Origin of the sequence: Lutibacter aestuarii (assembly GCF_042676885.1) — a bacterium.
In the GTDB taxonomy this organism is placed as follows: Bacteria; Bacteroidota; Bacteroidia; order Flavobacteriales; family Flavobacteriaceae; genus Lutibacter; species Lutibacter aestuarii.
In genome coordinates this window covers 77,395-101,248 of sequence record NZ_JBHTIC010000020.1, presented here as the reverse complement: position 1 = coordinate 101,248, position 23,854 = coordinate 77,395, and the positions used below count along the sequence as shown (strand labels likewise).

Genomic DNA, 23,854 nt, shown 5'->3' with positions numbered 1-23,854 from the left:
ATTTATTTGCTATAACAAATGTATAACATTGTGTAAAGTTATGCAAAAAAGCAATTTAAAATACAATAAAAGTAGTACTAAAAAACCCAAGTTATGAAACCTTTAACCAAACAAGAAAACCGTATTGCGCATTTAATTGCGCAAGGTTGTATAGAAAAAGAAATAGCTGATAAATTATTTATTAGTCAACTTACTGTACATACGCACTCACGTAATATACGTGCAAAAATTGGAGCTAAAAATATAGCAGATATAACGCGTATGTACATTTTAAGCTTGCCTAAGGCAAGTGATGTTTTAAAAGCTGTATTGTTTTTAGCAATTCAGCTACATATGGTATTGAACGTAACAGATATTGATTTACGTAGACCGCCGCGTATTAGAACGCGTGCAAAAATTTCTCGTACAATAAAAACTAAAAAATAATGGTACAAGCTGTAGTTGATGTTAACGATTTTATGAATCACTTAAAAGATAATCAATTGGTAATTATCCATAAAGATGATCTGCGTATTAAAGATTTAATTGCCGAACGAGCACTTGAAAAAGTGCAAAAAAAACTATTAAAACAACCTGCATTAAAGCCTAGTGAGGTTATTAAATATAAACTTACTAAATACAAAGTAGTTCACGGTTTAACTGGCTTTATTAAAAGAAATTATCCAGAGCATTTGTATAAAGGTAAAGACGGTGTTAAAATGGTTACTAGAACTGTAATTGAAATTATTAGAAACCTTCAAAATTTAGATTAAATGAAATTGATACCTCACATATTAATTGGCTTGTTAATGGCTGTTATTTTTTTAAAGCAATTTGAAGCATATAAAGCTAAACCAACTTTAAAACAACGATCAAAATTTATTAATTTTTTAATTGGGTATGTAGTACTAGTTATGTTGCTATTATGGTCGTGGAATTAAAAAAACAAGTGTTTGGCAAGGTTGCTAAAACCTATAGTAAAAGTTGTATTACTGGTAAATTATGTAAGCCTACAGCTTTTTTTGAAAAATTAGAACAATGTAAAATATGTAAAAAAATTTGTTGATATGATTTATACTGAAGATCAAAAACCGCCAATTAGTGATAATTTAAAAAATAAACGAGCTGTATTTTATAAAAATAACGTGCATCCAATAACAGGTTTTGTTGAAAATAATACCGTTAGAAAATCAAAATTTACCAGTGTAGTAAGTTTGGTTAGTACTGAATATAACCAATTTAAAAACTTTCAAGTTTAAATGTTTCTTTTTATCTGCCGCTGTGGGTGTTAGGGGTTTCACCTGCGGAGGCTTTAAAGTATTGTAAAATGACTGATGATATAAGATTAAATAGTTTAAAAGTAGTATTGCTAGCTCAATTACTTGTAGAAGCTATTGATGATGTTAGAGCAACTAACCTTTATAATGGAAAACTTAAACAGCACGCTAATACAGTGTGTAATATTTTAACTCCAATGTTAAAAAAGCAAGTTTTTGAAGTGTATAAAGAAGATCCTGAATTAACTACTAATTTGTTTAATGAGATTGATAATTTAATTCAAAAACTTTCAAAATTAAATGTAGTTGATTTAACTATAATAAACCAAATTACCCAAATGTATGTGCAAAATCCTGAAAAAGCACAACAACAATTTCCTATTCAATTAAATACTTTATTAACCTAATATACCAAATTATGCAAGTAACTAATAATGCTTCTACTATTGAATTAAATGAGCAAAAATTATTGAATTTAATTATTGATCCAAAAATTGCTGCTATAGAAAAAGTGGTAAAAAAACATTACAACGTAGCTACAATAACTAAACTTACGCCTAAAGCATTTAATGTATTAATTTATTTAGCAATAGTAAGTATTAGTGGCTCTAAACGTGATATTATTGGCTTGTTAACGGATGTTTACGAGTTAACTGAAGATGAAATTATGACCTATGCCAAAGAAGTGTTTATGCGCTCGCAAATTGATAAAAAATTTAATTTAAAAGTGTACAAATTGTATATAGAGTATAAGCAAGAAATGAAGCTAAAAAACTTAAAAAAATCGGTGGCGTAATGAGGTATAATATAATAATAAATCAGCTACAATGTGTAAAGTATGGTTTAAATGAAAAACAAGGTGCGTTAATGGATCTAATTGGACAATTAAATACTTGGGCAGATAGTGAAATTATTGCTAATAAAGTATACTATAATTTATCTTATTCTAAAATTATTGCTGAATTACCATTGATTTTTAAGGTGAAAGATACAGTGTACCGATCTGTTTTAATTTTAAAAAAAATAGGGTTGATTGAAGTGAAAAAAATAGGTAGAAGTAATAAAAATTATGTTCGATTAACACCTAAAGGAAAATTATATTTTAGGGTCGGAAATAAATCCGAACCTAAACAAGGGTCGGAAATAAATCCGAGTAGGGTCGGAAATAAATCCGAACCTCAAAATCAAAGCTTAAAACCTGATTATAAGTATGTTGCTGAACAAGGGTCGGAAATAAATCCGACGTATAATAATAATACTACTAATGATAAACACAAAAAGGGCGTGTGTGAAGAAAATTTAAAAGATTATGCAAAGAAGGTTGGTAGCTATTTTGGGAAAACTTCAGAAGTCCAGCAAATGAAAGTTTATGGGTTTTTAAAATCAATAAATCTTACAGAATTTAAAATACAATTTGAAGCTTACAAAAAATATAAAGCTGAATCAAAAGAAAAAATACATCGTTTTGAAAGTTTTTGTTATGAATGGGATCAGCAAGATTGGAGTGTGCTTTTTAAAAATTGTAGTGTTTTAAATAATAATTTAAAAGTCATTAAAAACGAAGTAAAACCTACCTACTTAAAAAACTATTCAGCATAATATGGCTAAAACCAAACCAAAATATAATAAAAAAACAATTGATGCTAATTTGTTACTGCCTCAAGATAATGAAATAGAGTTAGCAATTGTTGGGGCAATGTTGCTTGATAAACGTGCTGTAGATGAAGTAATAATGCTAATAAAAACAAGTGAAGTATTTTATAATAAAACAGCAAAAGTTATTTATGAAGCTATTTTAGATTTAGTAAGAGAAAACATTGGAGTTGATTTATTAACTGTAAGTAACAGATTGATAAAAAATGATACAATGAGCATTGTAGGTGGTGATTTAATACTAACTCAAATAATGGGTAAAATATCATCTACAGCGCATATAGAATATCATTGTAGAATTGTATTAGAAAAATGGGTAAGGCGAGAAATTATTGATAATTCTCGCACTCAAATAAACAGCTCTTTTGCAGAAACAGTTGATATTTTTGATTTGCTAGAAGAAGCTGAAAAAGGCTTGGATAAAGTAACAGAAATGTTAAGCACTGGAAGTGATCAAATAAGTTTTAGTGCTGCGTTACAAAAGGTTGTTAATAGAGTTGAAATGTTGAGTAATCAAAAAGATAATGAATTAGCAGGGGTAACAACAGGTTTTAAAACATTAGATAAGTTTACAGGCGGTTGGCAAGCAGGTGATTTAGTTATAATTGCAGCACGCCCAGGAATGGGAAAAACAAGTTTAATACTTAAAAATTTAAGTGAAATAGCATTTAACAATGAAGCAGTTGGAATGTTTAGTTTAGAAATGAGTATTGAACAATTAACAGCTCGTTTAGTCGCAATAAATAGTGAGTTTCATTTATCACAATTAATTAAAAAAGGTTTTGAACACGATCGATACTTTCAAACGTTGCATCTAGTACAAAATGAAATGAATAATTTACCTATTTACATTGATGATACAGCAGGTATGGATATTCATCAAATGCAAATGAAAGCAAGGCTTTGGAAACGAAAATATGACATAAAGGCATTATTTGTTGATTATATTCAATTAATGAGTGGTGATGGTAAAAATGGAAATAGAGAGCAAGAAATATCTACTATTAGTAGAAAATTAAAGACAACTGCAAAAGAATTAAAAATACCTGTAATAGCACTATCACAGCTAAGTAGAGCAGTTGAAACAAGAGGTGGTAATAAGCGCCCAATGTTATCAGATTTAAGAGAGAGTGGCTCATTAGAACAAGATGCTGATACTGTAATATTTATATATAGACCTGAATATTATGGATTTGAATTAGAGGAACACTTGATGCAATCAGGTGCAAACACCGAAATTAATTTTGCAAAGTACAGAGCAGGGAGTTTGGCAACTAAAGGTTTGTATTGGCAAGGAGATAAAACAAAGTTTATGGATGTAGAAGATAAGTTTGATCAAGTAGAAACTAAAGAACATTTTATATAATGCCAACAGCACCAAAGAAACGTAAAAGACCATGGGTATCAGAACGTAAACCATTTGAACGAGAGCAGGATAACAGTTGGTTTTATAACAATTGGAAGTGGCGTAAGTTTAGTAGTTGGTTTAAGAAGAAGCATCCACTATGTGAGATGAAATGTAAAGAAGATGGGATAATTACAGCATCAACTGTAACAGACCATTTATATCAATATGGTAAAAATGTACCTGGCTGGGATTTAAATGATTTAAAAGAAGAATATTTTCAAGCAGGTTGTGATAAATGTCATAACAGTAGATCAGGTAAGCAAGGTCACGGTTATAAAGGAAAATAGGGGTATGGGGTAAAATCCGTAGATAGGTGTATCTCCCTACATCGTCTGCTAGTTAGAATTTTACTCATAGTAAATATTTAGATAGGGGGGGTAAACAATTGAAGTTATGAAAGATAGTAAAATGGAAATAGTACACAGTTCTTCAGGAAGTGTTAAAAAAGATGCTACTCTAGAAGAGAAACAATTGTATGAAATTTTAGAGAAACTTCCATCTCCAAAAAATGAGATGAACTTAACTAAGGACCAACGTAAATGGTGGTATTGGTTTGGAAAACAATTTTTAACTACAAAACAATTTACTCAATTAGATTTAATGCATCTACAAACAGCCGCTGTTAGTATGGATAAAAGATCTAAGATTATAGCTAAAATAAATAAACTGAATTTATTAGATAAGGAAGATGGTGTTGCTGGATGGGTGCAAGTTTTTGAAAATAAAACAAATAATGTTACTGGGTATTCAACAGTATATAAACAAGCCACAGAAGAACTAGATAAGGTTTCAGCGCATTTTGGTTTATCAATAAAAGACCGTCAAAAATTAAAAGTAACAGAAGCCGATAATGGGCAATTATCACTATGGGATAAAGTACTAGAGCAATTAAAGCCAGCGCAATAAAATGAAAATAACCAAACAACAAAAAAACTCTATTCCATTTCAATATGCTTATGATGTATTGGAAGGAAATATTGTTGTTGGTAAAAGAGTTAAGCAAGCGGTTAATCGTTTTTTTGATTGGATTGAAGATGCTTTAGAGGATAAATTTTATTTAGATCATCAAAAAGGAATGATGGTAATTAATTTCTTTGAAAAATTTTTAACACATACTAAAGGTAAAACAGCAGGCGAACCATTTTTATTATCACCCTTTCAACAATTTACATTGTATAATCTATTTGGATGGATGGAATATAAACCTACAGGGGCAATTAGAAGAATAAATGTAGTTTACGATAAACAAGCAAAAAAAAATGGTAAAACAGCATTAATGGCTGGGGTAAATTTATTTCATTTAGGTTTTGATTTTGAAGAAGGTGCAGAGTGTTATGTTGGAGCAACCAAAGAAGAACAAGCAAAATTATGTTTTAATCAAGCAGCAGAATTTATCAAAGCTTCAAGTTTATTGCAAAAATTAGGATTTAGAGTTCTTCAAAAAGAAATTAAATTTTTACCAACCAATTCATTTTGTAAACCTTTGGGTGGCGATAGTAAAACACAAGATGGTATTAATAGTTCTCTTTCAATAATTGATGAATATCACGCACACCCAACGGATGCAGTAAAAGAAAATTTAGAAAGTTCTTCGGCATCACGTAAGCAACCATTAATTTATCACATAACAACAGCAGGTGTAAATGTGGCAGGAGTTTGCAAAAACTTTGAAGATAGTATGATTGCTATTTTAGATGGTATTGCAAATGACGATCACGCATTTATAATGATTCACGATTTGGATGAAGGCGATGATTGGGAAGATGAAAATAACTGGGTAAAAGCAAATCCAAATTTAGGAGTAACAGTAACTTTAGATTTTTTAAGAAAAGAATTTCAAAAAGCAAAAAACCAACCTAGTAAGGCACCAAATTTTAAAACCAAACATTTAAATATGTGGGTAGATGCTCCTGAAATTTGGATACCTACTGAAATATGGCGCAAAAACAATGTTAATTTATCTGAAGAAGATTATTTAAAATTATTTATAAAAAAAGCACAAAAATTTGGTTGTTTTTCTGGAAATGATTTAAGTACAAGAACAGATTTAAGTGCGCACGTATTATTAACAGAACCTGATGAAGAAGGTATTAGATATTTATTACCATTTATATTTTGTCCTAAAGATACAATTGATGTTAGAAGTAAAGAAGATAGAGTGCCGTACAGATATTGGGCTGATAATGGATTTTTAATTGCAACACCAGGTAATAGAATAGATTTAAAAGATTTTAAACATACACTTCAAATAAATAATAAGCAATTTAACATACATACAAATGAATTTGATCCGTGGGGTGCAGATTCTTTATTCGCTGAATTAGAAGAAGATGGTGTTACTAATGTTTCAACATTTAGTCAGTCTATAGGTATAATTAGTTATCCAACAAAGCAATTTGAAATATTGATTTATGCTGGATTGATAAAACATAATGGGCATCCAATTATGGAATGGGCATTAAGTGGTTGTGTAATTATTGAAGATCCAAATTCAAATATAAAAGTTCATAAAGGGCGCAGCCACTCAGGTATTAAAAGAATTGATCCAATTATAGCTGCAATTATAGCTTTAGGAGGTTCATTAACACCTGAAGAAGAAACTAAACAAAGTGTTTATAACAATCCAAATAAAGAAATTTCTTTTGGAATAGAAAATTAATTTAAAATGCAAAAAACACCGTTACAAAAAGCTAATGATAAAGAGTATTTAAAATTAGCAACAGAGTTTAATTTATTAAAAAAATTAGTAACCGTAAAAGGATTTCATAACGAGTGGTTTAATAGTTTACCAAAATTTAAAACTAGAGAAGAAGCATTTGATTATTTAAATGAAACCTATTATCAACTAGTAGGTGTACAACGCTATAGTAGTTATAAAGCATTTCAAAATGTAAACAGAAAATTAAGAAAAAATGAGATGTGAAAAGTTTAATTGCAAATTAAAATTGCAATGTAAATACTACCTATCTAATAATAAATATAAAATAATAATTACAAATCCAAACGCAGAACAATGTCTTTTCAATCCAAACATAAAAACACAAAAATTATAATACTTTACATATTACTTTTTTTGCTTCCATTTTTAACAACTATGTTGTTAGATATACCATTTGTAAAAAAACAAATAGCTAGAATTGTTATTGTTTACTTATTTATTATTAGTCAAATAGTAGCTTTATTTTTTTTGTTATATCAACAATTTAATTCAAAAAAACTATGAAAAAATTACTTTACCTAATATTACTATTAACAACGCTAGCAAAATCACAAGAAACCTATTTTGCTACTATTGGATTTGACCCAAAATTAGCAATAAAAGGCGCTTATAAAAATGATGCAACTCCAGTAGTAGATATTTACTTTAATGTTGGAACCAAATTATCTAATAATATAGAAGTTGCAATAGGTGCCGAGTATGCAAAATTAAAGCCTCACTACTTTGCAACAACCTACTATATAAATTATGTACTTACAAGCTATCATAAAAATTGGTCGCTTTCCTTTGGTCCAGAGCTTCATTTAATAAGCCGTGGCAGATTTTTAAATCAACAAAAAATAAATCCAAAACTATCACCAGGAGCAAACTTAACTATTGGATATTCTCCTTTTACAAAATTTGAAATTCGTTTAAAAGGAAGTTTAGTAAATCGGTTAGATTTAAAAGCAATGTATGGGTCCTCAAAATTAAAAGAAAACATTGGAATTGAAATTAGGTATCAAATAGAAAGGTAATTGAATTTTTATAAACACCTGTTGGGTGATGAATAACAGGTTTTTTCTAACAAAAGCACATTTTAAAATAAAAACAAAAAAAGCGTGGGTAAATGGCTGCCGTAGAAAGCTAAATATTAATAATTAATAATTTTTAAAAATGGAAAAAAGTTTAAAACCAATGACTAATAGTCAAGTTTACACTACCAAAGATTATATGCTATTTAAGCATATTGAAGGTAATAGGAATAAAAATCTATTGCACACAAATAGATTAAAAAAATCTATAGAAAAAAATTATTTGTTTAATATAATTATTGTGAATGAGCATTATGAAATAATTGATGGTCAGCATCGATTTGAGGTTATTAAAGAATTAAAGTTGCCATTAAATTATGTTGTTTGCAAAGGATATGGTTTGAATGAAGTGCATATACTTAATCAAAATTCTAAAACTTGGACTTCTGATGATTATTTAGATGGTTATTGTAAATTAGGTTATCCAGACTATATTAAGTATAGAGATTTTAAAGACACTTATGGTATAGGCCATTATGAGTCTATGTGGTTATTAAATGGTGCTCAATTAAATAAACCAACAGAAGTTTTTTTTAGTGGAAAATTTAAAATTAAATCATATAGTGAAGCTTGTAAAATTGTAGAAAAGATAATGCTTGTATCTAGTTATTATGATGGTTGGAAAAGGCGTTCATTTTTTTTAGCAATGTTAGGTTTGTTAAAAAATGAAAATTTTGAATTTACAGAGTTTTTGCAAAAACTAAAATTACAGCCTACGGCATTAGTTGATTGCTCAACGTCAAATCAGTATGTTTCTTTAATTGAGGAAATATATAATTACAGACGCCGAGAAAAAGTGAATTTAAGATATTAAAAAAATAAAAAATATGACAAATTCAGAAAGGTTTAAAAACGAAGAAAATGTTTTTAATGAAATTATAAGACTTGAGGCTATTTATAAAAAAAATGGAAGCGTTATAGCTAGTTATGATTATGAATTTACAGATCAGATAATTGATATGTTTGAATCTATGAATTTTGATTTTGAGCATAAAGAGGTGAATGGTATGTTTTATTCAGTTGTTTCTAAAAGCAATGGTTAGAGTTTGAGTAATCAAAGGAGCTTTGATAAAAGCGATTGATTACGCCCGAAGGCAATTGTGTATGAACGGCTCCGTATAAAAATTGAAGCCTTAAAACAATAGAGAAACTTTGAATTAAAAACTAAATATTAAACAGACAAAAGCTTTAAAATTAAGCACCTTAACAGGCTTTTGTTTTTATACTTTGTTAGGGTGCGTTACTTGATAATATGAAAGCAATAGAATACTTTAAAAAATACAAAGAGAAACTAAAAGAACCAAACGAAATGGATAGTGAATTAGACCACAAATACTATTGCGTTGTTTCTAGTTTGATGGATTTCTTTAATGAAGTTAAAACAATACAGTTAGCAAGAAAAGCCAAAAGTGATTCTGCTATGATTGCAATAATGAACGAACAAAACTTAAAAGCCAACTCGTTTGTAAAAATGGTAAACCTTGAATACAATCTAGGAATTAGAAAAGATGCTTTTAAAGACTTCATTAAAGACCAAATGCCAGACCTAGCAAAAATGATAGCTTGGAACTAATGCACCCTAACGTTTTGCGTGTATAAGAAGTGGCGGATTAGAACACCAAAACTTTCAGCAAACGCAGAACTTAATTAGATTTAAAAAACTTTAAATTAATCGAGAAACCCGCCATTTTTTATACACGCTGTTAGTGGCAGTGTTTCTCACAAATTTCAATACAATGCGAAAAATAGAAGTAAAAATCAGACAAATTTTTTGGGCTTTTAAACAATCATTTAAGCCAACAACTTACGATCTTGTTATTTATCAAGGCAAGGAGTATTACATCAAATCAAGCCTTACTGGTGAAAATATTTGGAATCTTTTTGAAAAGGGAGAAAAAGAACCAACATATAGATATATCAAAGGTCAAGATTTAAAAGTGGTTCAATCATTTAAGCGATTTATTAACGTTTTCAAAAAGCATTTAATATTCCAAAAACAAAGTTGGGGCTTAATTGATTGCGGTAATCCGATTGGAACGAGATTAAGCTATAATAATTCGGAGGACATCTATTTTCGGAGGTCGTTCTAACATTGCCACTAACTGAAATGTTTAAAATTAGTTTAATTAAATACAAAAATAATTATGGATAAAGAAAATAACTTAATAGATTTTTTAATGTGGTGGGATGAAAAAATAGATTTTACATCAGCTTTTCATATTACAGGACTTTATTTAGAAGAAAAAGAGAATGAAAAAGTTAAATTAATTTTAAACGGAGTTGGCGGTAGTGTTTTTTCTCGAACTCAATTAATAATACTTGGTCTTTGTAAAAATTATGGTGCGGAAATTCAAGTAGATTTTGAAAATGGAAAATACACTTACACTTTAGTTGAAAGTACAGGTGATACCAAAACTATAAGGAAAGATACTTTTAATAAATTGAAAGAAAGTGGTCAAATATCCTTAAAGTGGCGACCAAGCATTGACGTTGAAAGATGGTCTTAACATTACCGCCAACGGAAAGTATAACAGTAGTAACGGAAAAATTAAAAATAAACTTAATAAATATGGCAAAATTTGAACGAACTAAAATAGGAAACCTAGCACTTGTACAAGAAACGAAAGATGGACGTATAAGGCAAATAGGATTAACGAAAGAACAAAGCGATATGTTGCAGGTGTATTGTGCTATGTTGAGTAAAGACCAACCCTTAGTACAAATGGGTGAAGAATACGACCTTGTTTTAAAAAACAGTAAGTAGTTATTACTGTTATACATAGTTGTGCGTCCGTTGCAAAAAAATTAGCTTCTGGCTCCGCTCCAGATAAACGAGCGTTCGCTATCTTTAATTAAGCATCGGCTTTTTGCAATTGCGACACAACGGAAAATTATATGAATTGTTAAATATTATTAGTTATGGATGCAAAAATGAACTACAAAAAAAACAAAGATAGAATTGACGTACAGTTTTTTATTGATAGACGAGGAAATATACACAAATATAAAGGTTGTATGTTTAAGGAGGTTGTTAGTATGCACTATGAAATAGCTAATAATTTATTCCAAAATATAAAATACCCAAGAAAACCAGACGATGTTGTAATGAATTTAGGGTGGATTTTAATTGGTAGTAGTGTATATGGTTCGGCTATAATAAAAAAGAAACCTACACAAGCTCAAATAAAAGCACTTACAAGGATAGGCTTGTATGATAGGCTTTGTTTTGAGCATAAAGGATATTGGATAAATTATGATAAGTATAAAATACTGCTTTAATAATTTATATGATTAGTTATACGATGTTTGGCGTTTCCACAACAATTTCGCAACGCCAAGCATCCGCCAAATGACTTATAACTATGTATAACCCAAACCTAAAATAAATTAACTATCTAATAATCAAACTATAATAGTGCCAAACCAAAATGAAAGATTATACCTATGTTTATATTCCTAAATGGAAAATAAAGGGCTTTCCTAATTATGCTTTTACTGTAGATAAAAAGTTATTTAACTATAAAACTAATAGATTTAGTAAAAAAAGAGTTAAAAATTATTCTGTAGGTTACACCTTAAATGGCAAATTTTATACACTTCAAAAACTAAAAAAAATAACTTCATTAATTGGTACAGTAAGTAATAATAATTTAACAAAATCTTCAGTTCAAAAATTATATAATTATTTAATAGCTGCATAAATAAATTAAAACTATGCCAACATTGTTGGCAAATTTATCTTCACAATAGCATCAATTTTACACTAAAATAAAGTTTTTAGTGTGGATTTAGCAACAACATTTCAACCATTATTCAATTTGCGTAGCTCGCAACCAACTACATTATCAAGTAGTTGGTTTAGTGGGTTGTTTGGTGCTACTTCTAAAAATGGAATTCCTATAAATACAAATTCAGCGCTAACATTGTCTGCATTTTATAATGGAATAGAAATTATTACAAACGATTTTGCAAAACTACCAAAAGCAGTATTTCAAAAGCAAGATAAAAACCGTATTAAAAAAACAGATCATCCAGTTCAATACTTAATTGGTACTAAACCAAATCAGTATATGACTGCAATAATGTTTCATAAAACTATTCTACAGCACGCTTTACTAAAAGGGAATGGATATGCAGAAATAATTAGAAATAATTATACCTCACAACCAAGTGCTATTCAGTTAATAGACCAAGATAAAACGCCAGTAGAAGTTGTAAAATTTAATGATAAATTATTTTACAAGTTTAATAATAAAGTGGTGCCAGCAGATAATATGTTGCATTTACCTGGTTTTTCATTTAATGGCATCACAGGTATAAGTGTAATTACACACGCAGCTCAAAGTTTAGGTATTGCACTTTCTTCGCAAGAATTTGGAACTGAATATTATGTAAACAAAGGTATAGGAATGGGTGTAGTTACCGCTGCACAACCTATGGACCCTGATGCTAAAATTAGATATGGTAAAGCAATGGGTGAGGCACTTTCCTCTAACGGTTCTAGCTTTAAAGTTGCAGTAGCAGATGAAGCAAAAGGTTTTACACATTTAAGAATTTCTCCACAAGAAGCTGAATTTTTAGCTACCAATAAATTTGGTATTGAGGATGTTGCAAGATGGTTAAATGTGCCTTTACACAAATTAAAATCTACCGAAAACATTAATAATTCTATTACAGAACAATTAGAAATAGCTCACGTGGCAGATTCTATTGTGCCTTGGGCTTTAAAAATGGAAGCTGAATATAAAGCTAAACTATTTACATCATTAGAGTTAAAAAATGGGTATTACGTAAAATTTAACGAAGCTGCCTTATTGCGTGCGGATAAAAAAACGCAATCAGAATTTTGGAGCAAACTAATATATGCTGGTGTATATACGCGTAATGAGGTTAGAGGCTTATTAGAAATGAATCAATTAGATGGTTTAGATGAACCATTAACGCCAGTAAATACACAGTTAATGGAGCAAATAGAGCTACAATTAAAATTATTAAAAAATACGAGTAATGAGTAAAAAAGAAGATTACATAAAAATAATTTCTGAAGATGCAGAACGTAGATTTTTTGTTGCTCCAGTAACAATAGAAAAAAGAGAAGAAGGCGATGAAAATAAACCAGCAGTAATTGAGGGTATTGCAGCGCGATTTAATTCTAGAACCAAAATAGGTAATTGGTTTGAAGAAGAAATTTTACCAGGTGCTTTTGATGATGTATTAAAAGACGATGTTCGATGCTTATTCAATCACAATCCAAATTATGTATTAGCCAGATCTGTAAATGGCGAAGGTACACTAACATTAACCGTAGATAATGAAGGGTTAAAATATAGATATGAAACACCTAACGTAAGCTATGCAAATGATTTAGCAGAAAATATACGCTTAGGCAATGTATCACAATCTTCATTTGCATTTAAAGCAAAGGAAGTTGTATGGAGAGAATTATCAGAAGAAATGGATTTACGCCAAATAGTAAAAGTTGAAAAATTATACGATGTATCTCCAGTAACCTACCCAGCCTATCAAGATACTACAGTAGCAAAGCGTAGTCACGATGCTTATGTAGCCAAAACCTCAAATAACAATTCTGAAAAAAGAAAGCTTAGTGTTTATGAAGCACAAGTATTAATTAATAAAAACAATTCATAAAAATGAAAACAAGTAAGCAATTAAAAGAACAACGTGCTTCATTAGTAACGGAGCAACAAGGATTTGTAACCTTAGCAAAATCAGAAAAAAGAGAATTTACTCCTGAAGAAGAAACACGTTTTGATGCTATTCAAGAAGAATTAAAAACGTTAGATGCTCAAATTAAAAGAGCTGAAGCAGCAGAAGCTTTAGAATTAAGATTGGCAGCAACAAATGGCGAAACCGTTGGCGAATCTGAACAAAAAGAAAAACGTAAAATGTTAAAAGATTACTCTTTACACAGAGCATTACGTTCACAATTACAAGGCGGTAAGTTAGAAGGTGTAGAGGCAGAGTATGATCAGGAAATGAGAGCAGCAGCAAAAGCCGCTGGTGTAGCAATACAAGGAGTGGCGATACCTAATGGAGCTGAAAAAAGAGATACAGCGCAAACAGTAACGCAAGATGCTGGTGCTTATGGTGCAAATTTAGTTGGTACTCAAACAATGGGTATTATAGATCAGCTACGTCCAAAACCAATTTTAGAACAAATGGGGGCAACCTATTTACGTGGCTTAACAGGAAAAGTAGAATTTCCTACAAATGACGGTGGTATTGTAGCAACTTGGGAAGGTGAGAGAGATACAGTTGCGCCTACTAAAAATGCGTATGGTAAAATTTCAATGGATCCAAAACGTTTGTCTGCAACCGTACAAGTGTCATTACAAAATTTAATACAATCAACTCCAAATTTAGAAGCTATGACAGCTTCAGATATTCGTTTAGCTACGCAGTTAGCTATCGATATTGCAGGTATCAATGGTTCGGGTGTTGGTAATGTTCCTTTAGGTATTTTAAATGCTCCAGGTACTTTTGCAGTAGTTGGTGGAACAGATGGTGCTGCGCCAACTTGGGCAAATGTTGTAGGTATGGAAACTGGTATTTACAACGTAAATGCAGAAGCTGCTAATATGGGTTATTTAATAAACCCTGTAACTAAAGGAAAATTAAAAACTACTAAACACGAAGCAGGTGATTTAGGTTATTTAATGACACCGGCAAACGAAATTAATGGCTATAAAGTTGGGGTATCAACACTAGTGCCATCTGATTTAGATAAAGGCACATCAGTAGGTGTATGTAGTGCTGCAATTTTTGGAAATTTTGCCGACTTGTTAATTGGTGAATGGGGATTCTATGATATGGTAGTAGATAATATTACAGGTAAAAAAGCTGGAATTATTGAAATTACAGTAAATCAATTTATAGACATTTTAGTTAAACGTGCAAAATCTTTTGCAGTTGTAAAAGATTGGTTAACAGCGTAAAATTTGTTTCATAGTAATAGTTTGGTTAGGTAGAAAGGGTTGTGTTGCTAACGTGGCCAACCCTTTTAAATCAAATATTAATTTTTTAAAAATGAAAAATTCAGAAAGAATATCAGGTAATAAAAAGGATGTTAAATCAAAAGCATCATCCGTAGGTAAAACACTTAAAATTAAATTTTTATTGTCGCCAACAGGTAAATATAATTTAGCATACAATGAAGGTGAAGTTGCTGAACTTCCTGAATTAAAGGCTAAAGAATTAATTGATGACGAGTACGCAATTAAAGTAAAATAGCAAGCAATGGCAGTATATATATTTAAACAAGCACATCCATCACCAACTTTAATTTCGTTGGTAGATGCTGGTAAGCAACTAAAATTTGAAAAAGATTGGGAAGTTGCTGATGAATTAAACGAAAAAAGTTTAGTTGAAGTATATATACAAGCTGCAATAAAAGCCGCTGAAAATTATATTGGTTTAAGTATAAATCAAGCAAAATTTAAACTAACTACCAATCAATTTACTAATAATTTAGCTTTTACACGTGGTCCAATTTCAGCAATAGAAAGTATTACTTATAAAGATGAAGCTGGAGATGTGCAAACTTTAGATAATTCATTATATGAATTACGTCCATTAGACCGCTATCAGCAAGAGTTATTTTTTGAAAATTTTGACGAACTACCAACTGTAATAAGTGGTGTAAGCAATGCGGTTACAATTAATATTACAACAGGTTATGGCGCAGCAGATGAATTACCTGAAGATATTAGAAGTGCTATTTATTTAATAATGACATCGCTCTATGAAAATAGACAAGATAGTGTAGAAAAATTACCAAAAGCATCTACAGTGTTATTGCAACCATATCGAATATATTAATGAATGATAAAATTAAAATAGGAAGTTTAAACCGTTCTGTTATGCTAAAGACAATTAGTATTACAGAATCTGATACAGGTGAAGATGTACCATTAGAGGTAAATTTTAAACAAGTATGGGCAAGTTTAGACGATTTATCAGGAAGCGAAGATGCAGATGGGAAAATTATTGCATTAAATGTTAGAAAATATGTGATAAGGTATATTAAAGAAGTGGTAATAAGTGGTGTTGAAATGTTGGTAGTAGATGAAGATGGTACCTATAATATTACTAGTGTACAACAACTTGGGCGTAAAAATTTTTTACTGTTAAAATGTAGAAAGCGTGAATAATGGCAAAAGATTTATACGAGATAAAAGGTTTTGATCAATTACAATTAAAATTAAAACAATTACCAGACAAGGTTAAAAAAAAAGAAATTAATAAAATATTAGGTCAGGTTGCTAACCCAACATTAAAAGCGGCACAGCAACTAACGCCAAAAGGAAGTGGAAGTATTGAAATTGGAAGTAAAAAATTTGCTCGAAAAAAAAGACAAGTTGGTAAAACGGTAATTGCTACAACATATACACCTGGTTATGGTAAAAAAACAATTGCAAAAAAAGCAATGACAAGAACAGATAATGCACTTGTATATGTTTCGCCTAGAAGTAGGAAAAAAGCAGATGGTTTTTATTTAAGGCAGTGGGTAATACGAGGTACTAAATTTTTTAAAGGAAATAATTTTATACAGCGAGCTTACGAACAAACAAAAGGTTTAGTAACGGCCGATGCAGAAATAAAAATAACAAAATATATACAAAAACAAATTAACAGATTATCAAACTAATAAAATGGAAGAAGCAAGTAAATTAATATTGTCAATTTTAAAAGGTTATGCGCCTTTAATGGCTTTAATTACTAAAATTTCTCCTGTAGTATCGTCACAACAAACAGAGTTCGATTTTATAAATTATACCTTAGAAGAACAAGGACCATTTACTAAAGATGGTGTTCATAATTATATACTAACTATTGATAGTTGGTCTAACTCTTACGATAATACCTTAAAAATTGCCGATGCTGTTAAGCAGGCATTAATACAAGCACCTACACCAATTTTTAACTATAACGGTAGTAAACCAGCATTTTCTGAAGAAGGTATCTACTACACATCAAGTAATTATTCATTTAAAAAATAAAAAATATGGCAGTAGCATTTTACGAAGGTAAGTTATTTAGAATTAAAGTTGGTGGAAAAACAATTTTTCACGAAACTGATTTCAAACTTTCTTCAACATTAGATTTTAAAGAGTTAGCAAGTAAAGATTTAACTTCTAAACAACGTACTCCAGGCGATTTAGATTGGAATATTAGTTGCTCATCATTAATAGGTAATACCATATTAGCAGCACAAGAAGATGCGGCAACTTTATATGCTAAACACGTAGCTAAAGTACCTGTTGATATTGAGTTTACAACCGATGCAACAGGAGATATGGTATTTACTGGCGAAGCATTTGTTTCTCAATTTGACTTAGATGCTACAAATGATGATGTAGCTAAAGGCTCTTTCTCTTTTGTGGGTAACGGAGATTTATCTCTAGGAGTAGTAGGACCATAATTAATAATTAAAGTTTCGCACTGGGTAAAATATTATCAAAGCCTTTTGCGAAACTTTTAAAAAAATAACCAAATGAAATATCCAACAATTACAATAGAAAGTAAAAATTATAACGTTGCATTTAATTATTCAACTATTAGAGCTTTAGCAGAGCTTTGGAATGTAGAAAAGCCTAGTGAAGTAGAAAAAAGAATAGTTACAGTAATGAATAAAGCAGTGCCAAAAAAAGGCAAAGCTGCATCAGAACTTAACTTTAAAGATATTGATGTTTTAGAAGATTTGTTTTTTACAGCAATAAACACTGTAAATGAAAACTTTAAATACACCTCTAGAGAATTAATGACTATTATTTTAGACACTCCAGAAGTTATACAAAATTTAACCAAACATTATATTAATAGCTTGCCAAAGCCTGTAAATGATGTAGTCCCAAACGTACAAAGGGATCGGAAAAAGAAATAATTTTCGATCCCACATTTGATGAGTTAGAGCAAATAGCGTTGGGCGAAATGCAATTAGAGCTAAATTATTATTACAGTTTAACGCCTAGAGTATTTGTAAACACTTTAATAGGCTATAGAAAAAAAGAAGATGAAAAATTAAAAACAAGCTGGGAACAAACAAGGATAAACGCATATCATTCTGTAATGTGGAATAAAAAACCGCCAGAATTATTAGAATTTATGAAGTTTACTTGGGAACAAAACCCACAACCTAAACTACCTAAACCAACTAAAAAAGCAGTGTATAACACTTTTAAAAAGTGGGATAAAATTAAGTTTAAAAAACAAGAATAATGGCAGGTAGTTTAGCGACCATTAATATAAAGTTTGCAGCAGATTTAAAACAATTTTCTACTCAAATGCAAAATGCAAACCGTGCATTAAAACAGCACGGTAAAGAAATGCAAAAAGTAGGAAAAGGCTTTACTACGTATATAACGGCACCTTTAGCTGCCTTAACAGCAGTAAGTTTAGTAAGTTATAATAAACAGGCACAGGCTTTAGCGCAGGTTGAAGCTGGTTTAAAAAGTACTGGCGGCGCAGTAGGTTATACTACTGCGCAGTTAGAGCTAATGGCAACAGAGTTACAAAATAATACCCTGTTTGGTGATGAAGAAATATTGCAAGGTGCTACCGCACAATTATTAACTTTTACCAATATTGTTGGTGAGCAGTTTGCACGTACACAACAAGCTGCTTTAGATTTAGCAACACGTTTAAATGGTGATTTAAAATCGGCTTCCATTCAATTAGGAAAAGCTTTAAATGATCCTGTTGCTAATTTAAGTGCATTAAGTAGAAGTGGTATTCAATTTTCTGAAGATCAAAAGAAAACTATTAATGCCTTAGCAACAACTAACCGTTTGGCTGAAGCTCAAACATTAATTTTAAATGAGTTAGAAAAACAATATGGTGGTTCTGCTGCTGCTGCCGCAGAAGCTGGTACAGGTAGCTTAAAGCAATTAGGTAATATTTTAGGAGATATTACTGAAGATTTTGGAAAAATAATTAATGAAGCTTTAAAGCCTTTTGTTGCTAAAATAAAAGAATTGGCTATTGCTTTTAAAAATTTACCAGAACCTACAAAAAAAATAATAGCAGTTATTGCTGGTTTAGCTGCTGCTATTGGTCCTTTATTAGTAACATTAGGTTTTTTAATGACAACCGTTATACCTGGTTTAATTACTGCTTTTGGTTTTTTAAAAGCTGCTACTTTAGCTACTGCAACTGCTTTTAAAAGTTTAACAACAGCAATGTTAGCAAATCCTATTGCTTTAGTTGCTGCTGCTGTAGGCTCTTTGGTTTATGGGTTTACGGTATTAATTCAAAAAATAACTCCAGCTGTAAGTAAGCTTAAAACTTTTTTTAATTTAATTAAAAGTGGTGGTAATCAAGCGCAGTTTATGGTATATCAAATGCAAGATGTAGCAAATGCAATGCAAGAAGAAGAAGAAGCTGCTGAGGCTGCGGCAGCAGAAACTGCAAAATTTAAAAAAGAGCAAGAAGAAGCTGCTTTGGCTGCTAAAAAATTAGCAGATGAGTTAAAAAATCAACAAAAAATTATTGTACCTACAGCAGATGGTAGAAGTAAAGTTGCAAATGTAGTTGGTACTGAAATAGTTACAGATGCTAGTGGTTTTACTGCTGGTTTAGACGTTGATGAAGGATTTTTAAATATTCCTGAAAAATTAGCCAATGCAAATAATGAAATATCTACCCAGTTAGAAAGTGCTAAAGTAAAATTTAATGAGTTTCAAGAAGCTTCTTCAGAAATTTTAACAAATGTAGCTAATAATTTTGCAGTTGGTTTTGGCGAAGTTGTAGGTAGTATTATTTCTGGAACAGCTGGTATGGGAGATGTATTTGCTTTATTGTTAGGTACTATAGCAGATTTAGTTACATATTTAGGAAAAGCTGCTATAAAAATAGGTATAGGTATGCTTGCAATAAAACAAGCATTTACCAATCCTTTTACAGCTATTGCCGCAGGTATTGCTTTAGTTGCTATGGGTGCTTTTATAAAAAGTGTTGCTAGCAATTTTAGTGGTGATAGCGGTGGTAATACCAGAGCTTTTGCAAATGGCGGTATTGTTTACAGTCCTACAACAGCTTTAATTGGCGAATACGCAGGCGCAACTAACAATCCTGAAATTGTAGCGCCTTTAGATAAATTAAAAAGTTTAATAGGTGATCAAAGTAATAATAGTGTTATAGAAGTTACTGGTAAGTTTGATGCAAGTGGAGAAACTATGCAGTTAGTTTTAGATAGATATGCTAAGCGAAAAAACCGTATAAGTTAATGGCGCTACTTAATTTAAACATATTAATAAATGATACTACTACAGGCGAAACCGTTTTAAATATAGAGCGTACGCAAGCTCAAGCGCCTACCTTACAATATAAGGGTGGAGATGATGAGTTTCAATCGTTAATAGCTTCTACTTTATCATTTAATATGTTAGTTAACAATGCTGCTGATGGCTTTTTTTTACATTTATTTACAGGAAATGAAACACATTATCAGGTACAATTAGAAGAAGCTAGTACAAATAATTTACTTTGGCAAGGTCATTTATTGCCAGATCAATACAGTGAGCCATATGAAAACGGAGCCTTATTTGTAAATTTTACAGCAACAGATGGTATCGGTCGCTTAAAAAATAAATATTTACCAGCTTCATTTTATACTGAAATTAAATCAGTTGCTAAAATTATTGCAGCTTGTTTAGAGTTAACAGCAAATAAATTTAACATTATTATTGCACCAGCAATTACTTGCGCTGTAAAAGATATTACTTTTTCTGATATAGAAATTGATACCACTTCATTTTTAGAAAATAATAAAAAGAAAAATGCATATCAAATTTTAGAAGATGTATTGGTAGGTTATAACTTATTTCAATATGGTGGATATTGGTATGTTATAGGTGTGAATAGAAAACATACAAGTTTAGTAAATGTGGAGTTGTATAATGTTTTGGGAGAACCTATAAATACAACTGCAACTTTAACGCGTACTATTAAAAGTGTAGTTTTTGAAACTACACCGCAAGTAAGTGTAATTGCACCATTTAAAACGGTAAGTGTTAATTGGAAAAAAAACAGTAGCAGTACTATTCTACCTACAGATGTAGTATATCAATTACCTATAAATCAAGGTTATTTTGATTATGTTCCACGTTATTGGCAAGTTGCAAGTACAATTCCTGAATTTGATATTTTATTAACTAGTAAATCGTATTGGCGTGGTGTTATGCCTTTATATTTTTGGGGATACCCAAATTGGGGTACACCAGTAACATCAAGTAGAGATCCGTTTTATTTAGCATTAACTGGCGAAGTTTTAGAGGCTTCAATAGAAAATAATTATGCGTATTTAAATAATGGATATTATATAGAAGGTGGTTTAGGAATTGAAAGTACTATTGATGTATCAATGGAATTTACAGTGTGGATTTTAAACAATGCTAGTGATAATATTGTTATTGATGATTATAAGGGAAAAATATTGTATGAAATTTTAATTGATAATCAAACTGTAGTTAGTAATAAAGCATCTTTTGATGTGAATGATGAGTTTGATTTTGAATTAACTACAGATAATTATATAAGTATTACTGGCCGTTTAAATATTAAAGATTTTCCTATTAATAAAAGCGGGTATGTAAATGTAAAGTTGCATCCTGTTATTGAAGTTGCTCATTCTGGCACCTATGCAATTGATAGAATTGTGTACACAAAATTAGAGATAAAGTATAAATCGGCTAATAGCAATGCTTCAGAAGTTATAAAAAATAGAAATATTGACTTTACAACTATTAAAGAAGTAGATGTTGTATATGGAAGTGAGCGCAGTGATTTAACATTAAATAAACTATTAATAAATCCAGCTATAACATTAGGAAGTTATCAATATACAATACCAGCGCAAACCGTTGGTATAGCAATTGAAAATTATTTACATTATTCATTTACTACCTCTGGAGTATTTCTTGAAACAGTATGGGAAACTGTTTTATACATTTCAGAAGCTACTTACCAATACTTAAATAAAAATCGAGAAAATATTTATGTAAAACGTGTGGCTACAGGCAATTTTGAGTTGTTAACAGATTTTTACTTGTATAATAATGATGTGCGTGGTTATGTATTAACCCAATACAATGCTGCAGAACCAATTTTGCAAGAAGATGAAATATATGTAAAAATAATAGAAACTACTATTACAGAAACAGACGATAGTTATTTGCGTGCTTCTTGGAAAAGAGTTGGCTATACAGAGAATGTAAGTTATATAGAAGCAATGGCGCGTATGTATCATTCAACAGTACAAGCTTTAAAGTTTAAAATAGAAGGCAGTGTATTTGGCTTAGTAACTCCTTTAGATATTTTACAGTTTAGGTATTTAGCTGTAAAAAATTACAATGCTTTAGACGTAACATTAAAATTAGATATAGGAATGTCGAGCGTAATTATGATTGAAAGTGTAAACAAACAAATTAACGATTATGAGTAAACCTAACACCTTACATATAATTGGATTTTCGGTAAAACAACATACAGTAATTGCGCCGCCTGTAGTTATTGATGCAGAAGAAAAAGAAAGCTATGCTTTTAAAGGTTATGTAACAGAAGATTATTGGGTATAAAATTAATAAATAATGGCATTAACACTAAGAAGAAATAAGGGAAGTGAATTAACTTGGGATGAAGTTGATGATAATTTTGAAGGCTTAAAAACCGATATTGATAAAATTAAATTACAAACACCCCAAGATACAGATACCGCTTTGTATGATGGAGATGCAATTTGGACTGGAAGTGGTTTAACGTATTACGTGTATGTAGAGGAATTTAAAATTGATGGTGTTTATCAAGATTTATTTATTTCGGCTGAAAAAACATTAGCTCCTTTAGATGCTGGTACTTATCCAGGAATGAAACGTAAAGATGTTTTTGCGGTTGAAACTGATGGCGCTGGAAATTACTATATAATAGTAGTGCAAGGTCCAATAGGTGTAGTACCAATTGAACCTACATTAGATGCTTCAACGCAGTTAAAAATATCATCAGCAACTATAAGTGCTGGAGCAACTACGCCTGATGGTGTTAACAAAACAATTATATATGCTGAAGGTGAACCAGCAGAGTGGTTTGTGAATACCTCAGACCCTGCAAAAGTTGTATTAGCAGATACAACGCATATAATATCAGGATCACAAAGTATTTATTGTAATGGTCCAGATCAAGACACTACTATTTTGTTTAGCGCGCCAGGGAGTGTTTTTACAAGTAGCGAAATACTGTTAACATTTGATATTAAATTAGATACTGTTTGGGAATGGAAAAGTAGTAAACGAACAACTATAGATTTGTATTTGTATGACACCAGTGATCGATTTGTAGATAGGTTACGTGTAGGTTCTGATTTTGGCTTTGGCTTTGATGGTTACAATACTACAGATGTTCAAAAAGTAGTAGTACGTTTAAGTAGATTCCCTGGTTTTTTTACTAAAAATACTTTTGATAGAGTTGAATTTAAATTTAAGCGTACAAGTAATGATATTTTTAAAATTGATAATGTAGCCTTGGTAACTGGGGTAGAATATAATGGCATTGTTAAAGTACCAACAACCACAGCTGATTTAATTAATAAAGGTACTAATTTATATGATAATAAAACCTTTATAGAAGCCGATTACACCAGCCCAGCTATAGGAGATATGGCATATTGGAATGGTACCGAATTTATAGTTGACAAAATACAAATAGGAGGAGGAAACGCCCAAAATTTATAATT

The 23,854-nt window shown here is 30.5% G+C and carries 36 protein-coding genes; all 36 read left to right on the top strand.

Translation table 11 applies throughout. From position 1 onward, the window contains the following. The first annotated feature begins 93 nt into the window (after nt 1–93). The 36 genes from ACFQZW_RS13050 (at nt 94) to ACFQZW_RS12875 (ending at nt 23,852) form a co-directional block, all read left to right on the top strand. Nucleotides 94–426, top strand: coding sequence for a helix-turn-helix domain-containing protein (locus tag ACFQZW_RS13050; protein WP_386783583.1), 333 nt, complete (start codon nt 94–96; stop codon nt 424–426). Next, the gene (locus ACFQZW_RS13045; RefSeq protein ID WP_386783581.1) at nt 426–752 is read left to right on the top strand and encodes a hypothetical protein; all 327 of its coding nucleotides are present in this window, start codon (nt 426–428) and stop codon (nt 750–752) included. The genes ACFQZW_RS13050 and ACFQZW_RS13045 overlap by 1 nt, the downstream gene beginning before the upstream one ends. Beyond that, nucleotides 753–920, top strand: coding sequence for a hypothetical protein (locus tag ACFQZW_RS13040; RefSeq protein WP_386783579.1), 168 nt, complete (start codon nt 753–755; stop codon nt 918–920). A 126-nt stretch (nt 921–1,046) separates the two neighbouring features. Next, the gene (locus tag ACFQZW_RS13035) at nt 1,047–1,238 is read left to right on the top strand and encodes a hypothetical protein (protein ID WP_386783577.1); all 192 of its coding nucleotides are present in this window, start codon (nt 1,047–1,049) and stop codon (nt 1,236–1,238) included. A gap of 68 nt (nt 1,239–1,306) precedes the next feature. Further along, on the top strand, nt 1,307–1,663 hold the full coding sequence (locus ACFQZW_RS13030) for a hypothetical protein (RefSeq protein ID WP_386783575.1): 357 nt from the start codon (nt 1,307–1,309) through the stop codon (nt 1,661–1,663). An 11-nt stretch (nt 1,664–1,674) separates the two neighbouring features. Further along, complete coding sequence (locus ACFQZW_RS13025; protein ID WP_386783573.1) at nt 1,675–2,052, top strand: hypothetical protein; 378 nt, start codon at nt 1,675–1,677, stop codon at nt 2,050–2,052. Further along, nucleotides 2,052–2,855, top strand: coding sequence for a hypothetical protein (locus ACFQZW_RS13020; RefSeq protein ID WP_386783571.1), 804 nt, complete (start codon nt 2,052–2,054; stop codon nt 2,853–2,855). Before ACFQZW_RS13025 ends, ACFQZW_RS13020 begins: the two co-directional genes overlap by 1 nt. Before the next feature lies 1 nt (nt 2,856). After that, nucleotides 2,857–4,275 (top strand): replicative DNA helicase, encoded by a 1,419-nt coding sequence (gene dnaB / locus ACFQZW_RS13015; protein ID WP_386783569.1) that lies wholly within the window; start codon nt 2,857–2,859, stop codon nt 4,273–4,275. Next, nucleotides 4,275–4,604 carry a hypothetical protein gene (locus ACFQZW_RS13010; RefSeq protein ID WP_386783567.1) on the top strand — a complete coding sequence of 110 codons (330 nt, stop codon included), beginning with the start codon at nt 4,275–4,277 and terminating at the stop codon, nt 4,602–4,604. Before dnaB ends, ACFQZW_RS13010 begins: the two co-directional genes overlap by 1 nt. 106 nt (nt 4,605–4,710) lie before the next feature. Next, nucleotides 4,711–5,223 (top strand): P27 family phage terminase small subunit, encoded by a 513-nt coding sequence (locus ACFQZW_RS13005; RefSeq protein ID WP_386783565.1) that lies wholly within the window; start codon nt 4,711–4,713, stop codon nt 5,221–5,223. A 1-nt stretch (nt 5,224) separates the two neighbouring features. Next, the gene (locus ACFQZW_RS13000) at nt 5,225–6,976 is read left to right on the top strand and encodes a terminase large subunit (protein WP_386783563.1); all 1,752 of its coding nucleotides are present in this window, start codon (nt 5,225–5,227) and stop codon (nt 6,974–6,976) included. 6 nt (nt 6,977–6,982) lie between these two features. Further along, nucleotides 6,983–7,240 (top strand): hypothetical protein, encoded by a 258-nt coding sequence (locus ACFQZW_RS12995; RefSeq protein WP_386783561.1) that lies wholly within the window; start codon nt 6,983–6,985, stop codon nt 7,238–7,240. 296 nt (nt 7,241–7,536) lie between these two features. Beyond that, the gene (locus tag ACFQZW_RS12990) at nt 7,537–8,052 is read left to right on the top strand and encodes a hypothetical protein (protein WP_386783559.1); all 516 of its coding nucleotides are present in this window, start codon (nt 7,537–7,539) and stop codon (nt 8,050–8,052) included. A 139-nt stretch (nt 8,053–8,191) separates the two neighbouring features. After that, entirely contained in the window at nt 8,192–8,923 is a 732-nt protein-coding gene (locus tag ACFQZW_RS12985; RefSeq protein ID WP_386783557.1) for a ParB N-terminal domain-containing protein, read from the top strand. Nucleotides 8,924–8,936: 13 nt separating this feature from the next. Beyond that, nucleotides 8,937–9,152, top strand: a complete 216-nt coding sequence (locus tag ACFQZW_RS12980; protein WP_386783555.1) for a hypothetical protein — start codon at nt 8,937–8,939, stop codon at nt 9,150–9,152. A gap of 209 nt (nt 9,153–9,361) precedes the next feature. After that, nucleotides 9,362–9,682 (top strand): hypothetical protein, encoded by a 321-nt coding sequence (locus ACFQZW_RS12975; protein ID WP_386783552.1) that lies wholly within the window; start codon nt 9,362–9,364, stop codon nt 9,680–9,682. Between the two features lie 163 nt (nt 9,683–9,845). Then, on the top strand, nt 9,846–10,199 hold the full coding sequence (locus ACFQZW_RS12970) for a hypothetical protein (RefSeq protein WP_386783550.1): 354 nt from the start codon (nt 9,846–9,848) through the stop codon (nt 10,197–10,199). Between the two features lie 54 nt (nt 10,200–10,253). Then, on the top strand, nt 10,254–10,616 hold the full coding sequence (locus ACFQZW_RS12965) for a hypothetical protein (RefSeq protein ID WP_386783548.1): 363 nt from the start codon (nt 10,254–10,256) through the stop codon (nt 10,614–10,616). Next, a complete protein-coding gene (locus ACFQZW_RS12960; RefSeq protein WP_386783546.1) occupies nt 10,607–10,873 on the top strand; it encodes a hypothetical protein in 267 nt (88 codons plus the stop codon). The genes ACFQZW_RS12965 and ACFQZW_RS12960 overlap by 10 nt, the downstream gene beginning before the upstream one ends. Before the next feature lie 155 nt (nt 10,874–11,028). Continuing rightward, nucleotides 11,029–11,388 (top strand): hypothetical protein, encoded by a 360-nt coding sequence (locus tag ACFQZW_RS12955; RefSeq protein WP_386783544.1) that lies wholly within the window; start codon nt 11,029–11,031, stop codon nt 11,386–11,388. A 149-nt stretch (nt 11,389–11,537) separates the two neighbouring features. After that, complete coding sequence (locus ACFQZW_RS12950; protein WP_386783542.1) at nt 11,538–11,810, top strand: hypothetical protein; 273 nt, start codon at nt 11,538–11,540, stop codon at nt 11,808–11,810. Nucleotides 11,811–11,891: 81 nt separating this feature from the next. Then, complete coding sequence (locus tag ACFQZW_RS12945) at nt 11,892–13,124, top strand: phage portal protein (RefSeq protein WP_386783540.1); 1,233 nt, start codon at nt 11,892–11,894, stop codon at nt 13,122–13,124. Beyond that, nucleotides 13,117–13,758, top strand: a complete 642-nt coding sequence (locus ACFQZW_RS12940) for an HK97 family phage prohead protease (RefSeq protein ID WP_386783537.1) — start codon at nt 13,117–13,119, stop codon at nt 13,756–13,758. Before ACFQZW_RS12945 ends, ACFQZW_RS12940 begins: the two co-directional genes overlap by 8 nt. A 2-nt stretch (nt 13,759–13,760) precedes the next feature. Continuing rightward, a complete protein-coding gene (locus ACFQZW_RS12935; protein WP_386783535.1) occupies nt 13,761–15,065 on the top strand; it encodes a phage major capsid protein in 1,305 nt (434 codons plus the stop codon). 91 nt (nt 15,066–15,156) lie between these two features. Next, nucleotides 15,157–15,360: a hypothetical protein gene (locus ACFQZW_RS12930; protein ID WP_386783533.1), complete on the top strand. Its 204-nt coding sequence runs from the start codon at nt 15,157–15,159 to the stop codon at nt 15,358–15,360. Nucleotides 15,361–15,366: 6 nt separating this feature from the next. Further along, complete coding sequence (locus tag ACFQZW_RS12925; protein ID WP_386783530.1) at nt 15,367–15,948, top strand: head-tail connector protein; 582 nt, start codon at nt 15,367–15,369, stop codon at nt 15,946–15,948. Further along, nucleotides 15,948–16,280 carry a phage head completion protein gene (locus ACFQZW_RS12920; protein WP_449284323.1) on the top strand — a complete coding sequence of 111 codons (333 nt, stop codon included), beginning with the start codon at nt 15,948–15,950 and terminating at the stop codon, nt 16,278–16,280. Before ACFQZW_RS12925 ends, ACFQZW_RS12920 begins: the two co-directional genes overlap by 1 nt. Next, complete coding sequence (locus tag ACFQZW_RS12915) at nt 16,280–16,777, top strand: hypothetical protein (RefSeq protein ID WP_386783526.1); 498 nt, start codon at nt 16,280–16,282, stop codon at nt 16,775–16,777. The genes ACFQZW_RS12920 and ACFQZW_RS12915 overlap by 1 nt, the downstream gene beginning before the upstream one ends. A 4-nt stretch (nt 16,778–16,781) precedes the next feature. After that, nucleotides 16,782–17,129, top strand: a complete 348-nt coding sequence (locus ACFQZW_RS12910; protein ID WP_386783524.1) for a hypothetical protein — start codon at nt 16,782–16,784, stop codon at nt 17,127–17,129. A 5-nt stretch (nt 17,130–17,134) separates the two neighbouring features. After that, on the top strand, nt 17,135–17,551 hold the full coding sequence (locus ACFQZW_RS12905; RefSeq protein ID WP_386783522.1) for a hypothetical protein: 417 nt from the start codon (nt 17,135–17,137) through the stop codon (nt 17,549–17,551). A gap of 72 nt (nt 17,552–17,623) precedes the next feature. Continuing rightward, the gene (locus ACFQZW_RS12900; RefSeq protein ID WP_386783520.1) at nt 17,624–18,013 is read left to right on the top strand and encodes a hypothetical protein; all 390 of its coding nucleotides are present in this window, start codon (nt 17,624–17,626) and stop codon (nt 18,011–18,013) included. A gap of 47 nt (nt 18,014–18,060) precedes the next feature. Further along, complete coding sequence (locus ACFQZW_RS12895; protein ID WP_386783518.1) at nt 18,061–18,348, top strand: hypothetical protein; 288 nt, start codon at nt 18,061–18,063, stop codon at nt 18,346–18,348. Next, nucleotides 18,348–20,354 (top strand): hypothetical protein, encoded by a 2,007-nt coding sequence (locus tag ACFQZW_RS12890; protein ID WP_386783516.1) that lies wholly within the window; start codon nt 18,348–18,350, stop codon nt 20,352–20,354. Before ACFQZW_RS12895 ends, ACFQZW_RS12890 begins: the two co-directional genes overlap by 1 nt. Beyond that, nucleotides 20,354–22,570 (top strand): hypothetical protein, encoded by a 2,217-nt coding sequence (locus tag ACFQZW_RS12885; RefSeq protein ID WP_386783514.1) that lies wholly within the window; start codon nt 20,354–20,356, stop codon nt 22,568–22,570. Before ACFQZW_RS12890 ends, ACFQZW_RS12885 begins: the two co-directional genes overlap by 1 nt. Then, nucleotides 22,563–22,703 carry a hypothetical protein gene (locus ACFQZW_RS12880; protein ID WP_386783512.1) on the top strand — a complete coding sequence of 47 codons (141 nt, stop codon included), beginning with the start codon at nt 22,563–22,565 and terminating at the stop codon, nt 22,701–22,703. Before ACFQZW_RS12885 ends, ACFQZW_RS12880 begins: the two co-directional genes overlap by 8 nt. Nucleotides 22,704–22,715: 12 nt before the next feature. Beyond that, nucleotides 22,716–23,852 (top strand): hypothetical protein, encoded by a 1,137-nt coding sequence (locus ACFQZW_RS12875; RefSeq protein ID WP_386783510.1) that lies wholly within the window; start codon nt 22,716–22,718, stop codon nt 23,850–23,852. Nucleotides 23,853–23,854 lie beyond the last annotated feature (2 nt).

Excerpts from the sequence above, each read along its gene's own strand:
- dnaB (WP_386783569.1), top strand. The coding sequence starts at position 2,857 with ATGGCTAAAACCAAACCAAAATATAATAAAAAAACAATTGATGCTAAT.
- ACFQZW_RS12880 (WP_386783512.1), top strand. The coding sequence starts at position 22,563 with ATGAGTAAACCTAACACCTTACATATAATTGGATTTTCGGTAAAACAA.
- ACFQZW_RS12905 (WP_386783522.1), top strand. The coding sequence starts at position 17,135 with ATGGCAGTAGCATTTTACGAAGGTAAGTTATTTAGAATTAAAGTTGGT.
- ACFQZW_RS13040 (WP_386783579.1), top strand. The coding sequence starts at position 753 with ATGAAATTGATACCTCACATATTAATTGGCTTGTTAATGGCTGTTATT.
- ACFQZW_RS12925 (WP_386783530.1), top strand. The coding sequence starts at position 15,367 with ATGGCAGTATATATATTTAAACAAGCACATCCATCACCAACTTTAATT.
- ACFQZW_RS12950 (WP_386783542.1), top strand. The coding sequence starts at position 11,538 with ATGAAAGATTATACCTATGTTTATATTCCTAAATGGAAAATAAAGGGC.
- ACFQZW_RS12930 (WP_386783533.1), top strand. The coding sequence starts at position 15,157 with ATGAAAAATTCAGAAAGAATATCAGGTAATAAAAAGGATGTTAAATCA.
- ACFQZW_RS12995 (WP_386783561.1), top strand. The coding sequence starts at position 6,983 with ATGCAAAAAACACCGTTACAAAAAGCTAATGATAAAGAGTATTTAAAA.
- ACFQZW_RS13020 (WP_386783571.1), top strand. The coding sequence starts at position 2,052 with ATGAGGTATAATATAATAATAAATCAGCTACAATGTGTAAAGTATGGT.
- ACFQZW_RS12910 (WP_386783524.1), top strand. The coding sequence starts at position 16,782 with ATGGAAGAAGCAAGTAAATTAATATTGTCAATTTTAAAAGGTTATGCG.
- ACFQZW_RS12900 (WP_386783520.1), top strand. The coding sequence starts at position 17,624 with ATGAAATATCCAACAATTACAATAGAAAGTAAAAATTATAACGTTGCA.
- ACFQZW_RS12895 (WP_386783518.1), top strand. The coding sequence starts at position 18,061 with ATGCAATTAGAGCTAAATTATTATTACAGTTTAACGCCTAGAGTATTT.
- ACFQZW_RS13025 (WP_386783573.1), top strand. The coding sequence starts at position 1,675 with ATGCAAGTAACTAATAATGCTTCTACTATTGAATTAAATGAGCAAAAA.
- ACFQZW_RS13005 (WP_386783565.1), top strand. The coding sequence starts at position 4,711 with ATGAAAGATAGTAAAATGGAAATAGTACACAGTTCTTCAGGAAGTGTT.
- ACFQZW_RS13010 (WP_386783567.1), top strand. The coding sequence starts at position 4,275 with ATGCCAACAGCACCAAAGAAACGTAAAAGACCATGGGTATCAGAACGT.
- ACFQZW_RS13050 (WP_386783583.1), top strand. The coding sequence starts at position 94 with ATGAAACCTTTAACCAAACAAGAAAACCGTATTGCGCATTTAATTGCG.
- ACFQZW_RS12975 (WP_386783552.1), top strand. The coding sequence starts at position 9,362 with ATGAAAGCAATAGAATACTTTAAAAAATACAAAGAGAAACTAAAAGAA.
- ACFQZW_RS12965 (WP_386783548.1), top strand. The coding sequence starts at position 10,254 with ATGGATAAAGAAAATAACTTAATAGATTTTTTAATGTGGTGGGATGAA.
- ACFQZW_RS12970 (WP_386783550.1), top strand. The coding sequence starts at position 9,846 with ATGCGAAAAATAGAAGTAAAAATCAGACAAATTTTTTGGGCTTTTAAA.
- ACFQZW_RS12920 (WP_449284323.1), top strand. The coding sequence starts at position 15,948 with ATGAATGATAAAATTAAAATAGGAAGTTTAAACCGTTCTGTTATGCTA.
- ACFQZW_RS12940 (WP_386783537.1), top strand. The coding sequence starts at position 13,117 with ATGAGTAAAAAAGAAGATTACATAAAAATAATTTCTGAAGATGCAGAA.
- ACFQZW_RS13045 (WP_386783581.1), top strand. The coding sequence starts at position 426 with ATGGTACAAGCTGTAGTTGATGTTAACGATTTTATGAATCACTTAAAA.
- ACFQZW_RS12985 (WP_386783557.1), top strand. The coding sequence starts at position 8,192 with ATGGAAAAAAGTTTAAAACCAATGACTAATAGTCAAGTTTACACTACC.
- ACFQZW_RS12960 (WP_386783546.1), top strand. The coding sequence starts at position 10,607 with ATGGTCTTAACATTACCGCCAACGGAAAGTATAACAGTAGTAACGGAA.
- ACFQZW_RS12955 (WP_386783544.1), top strand. The coding sequence starts at position 11,029 with ATGGATGCAAAAATGAACTACAAAAAAAACAAAGATAGAATTGACGTA.
- ACFQZW_RS12980 (WP_386783555.1), top strand. The coding sequence starts at position 8,937 with ATGACAAATTCAGAAAGGTTTAAAAACGAAGAAAATGTTTTTAATGAA.
- ACFQZW_RS13035 (WP_386783577.1), top strand. The coding sequence starts at position 1,047 with ATGATTTATACTGAAGATCAAAAACCGCCAATTAGTGATAATTTAAAA.
- ACFQZW_RS12915 (WP_386783526.1), top strand. The coding sequence starts at position 16,280 with ATGGCAAAAGATTTATACGAGATAAAAGGTTTTGATCAATTACAATTA.
- ACFQZW_RS13030 (WP_386783575.1), top strand. The coding sequence starts at position 1,307 with ATGACTGATGATATAAGATTAAATAGTTTAAAAGTAGTATTGCTAGCT.
- ACFQZW_RS12875 (WP_386783510.1), top strand. The coding sequence starts at position 22,716 with ATGGCATTAACACTAAGAAGAAATAAGGGAAGTGAATTAACTTGGGAT.
- ACFQZW_RS12890 (WP_386783516.1), top strand. The coding sequence starts at position 18,348 with ATGGCAGGTAGTTTAGCGACCATTAATATAAAGTTTGCAGCAGATTTA.
- ACFQZW_RS12885 (WP_386783514.1), top strand. The coding sequence starts at position 20,354 with ATGGCGCTACTTAATTTAAACATATTAATAAATGATACTACTACAGGC.
- ACFQZW_RS13000 (WP_386783563.1), top strand. The coding sequence starts at position 5,225 with ATGAAAATAACCAAACAACAAAAAAACTCTATTCCATTTCAATATGCT.
- ACFQZW_RS12935 (WP_386783535.1), top strand. The coding sequence starts at position 13,761 with ATGAAAACAAGTAAGCAATTAAAAGAACAACGTGCTTCATTAGTAACG.
- ACFQZW_RS12990 (WP_386783559.1), top strand. The coding sequence starts at position 7,537 with ATGAAAAAATTACTTTACCTAATATTACTATTAACAACGCTAGCAAAA.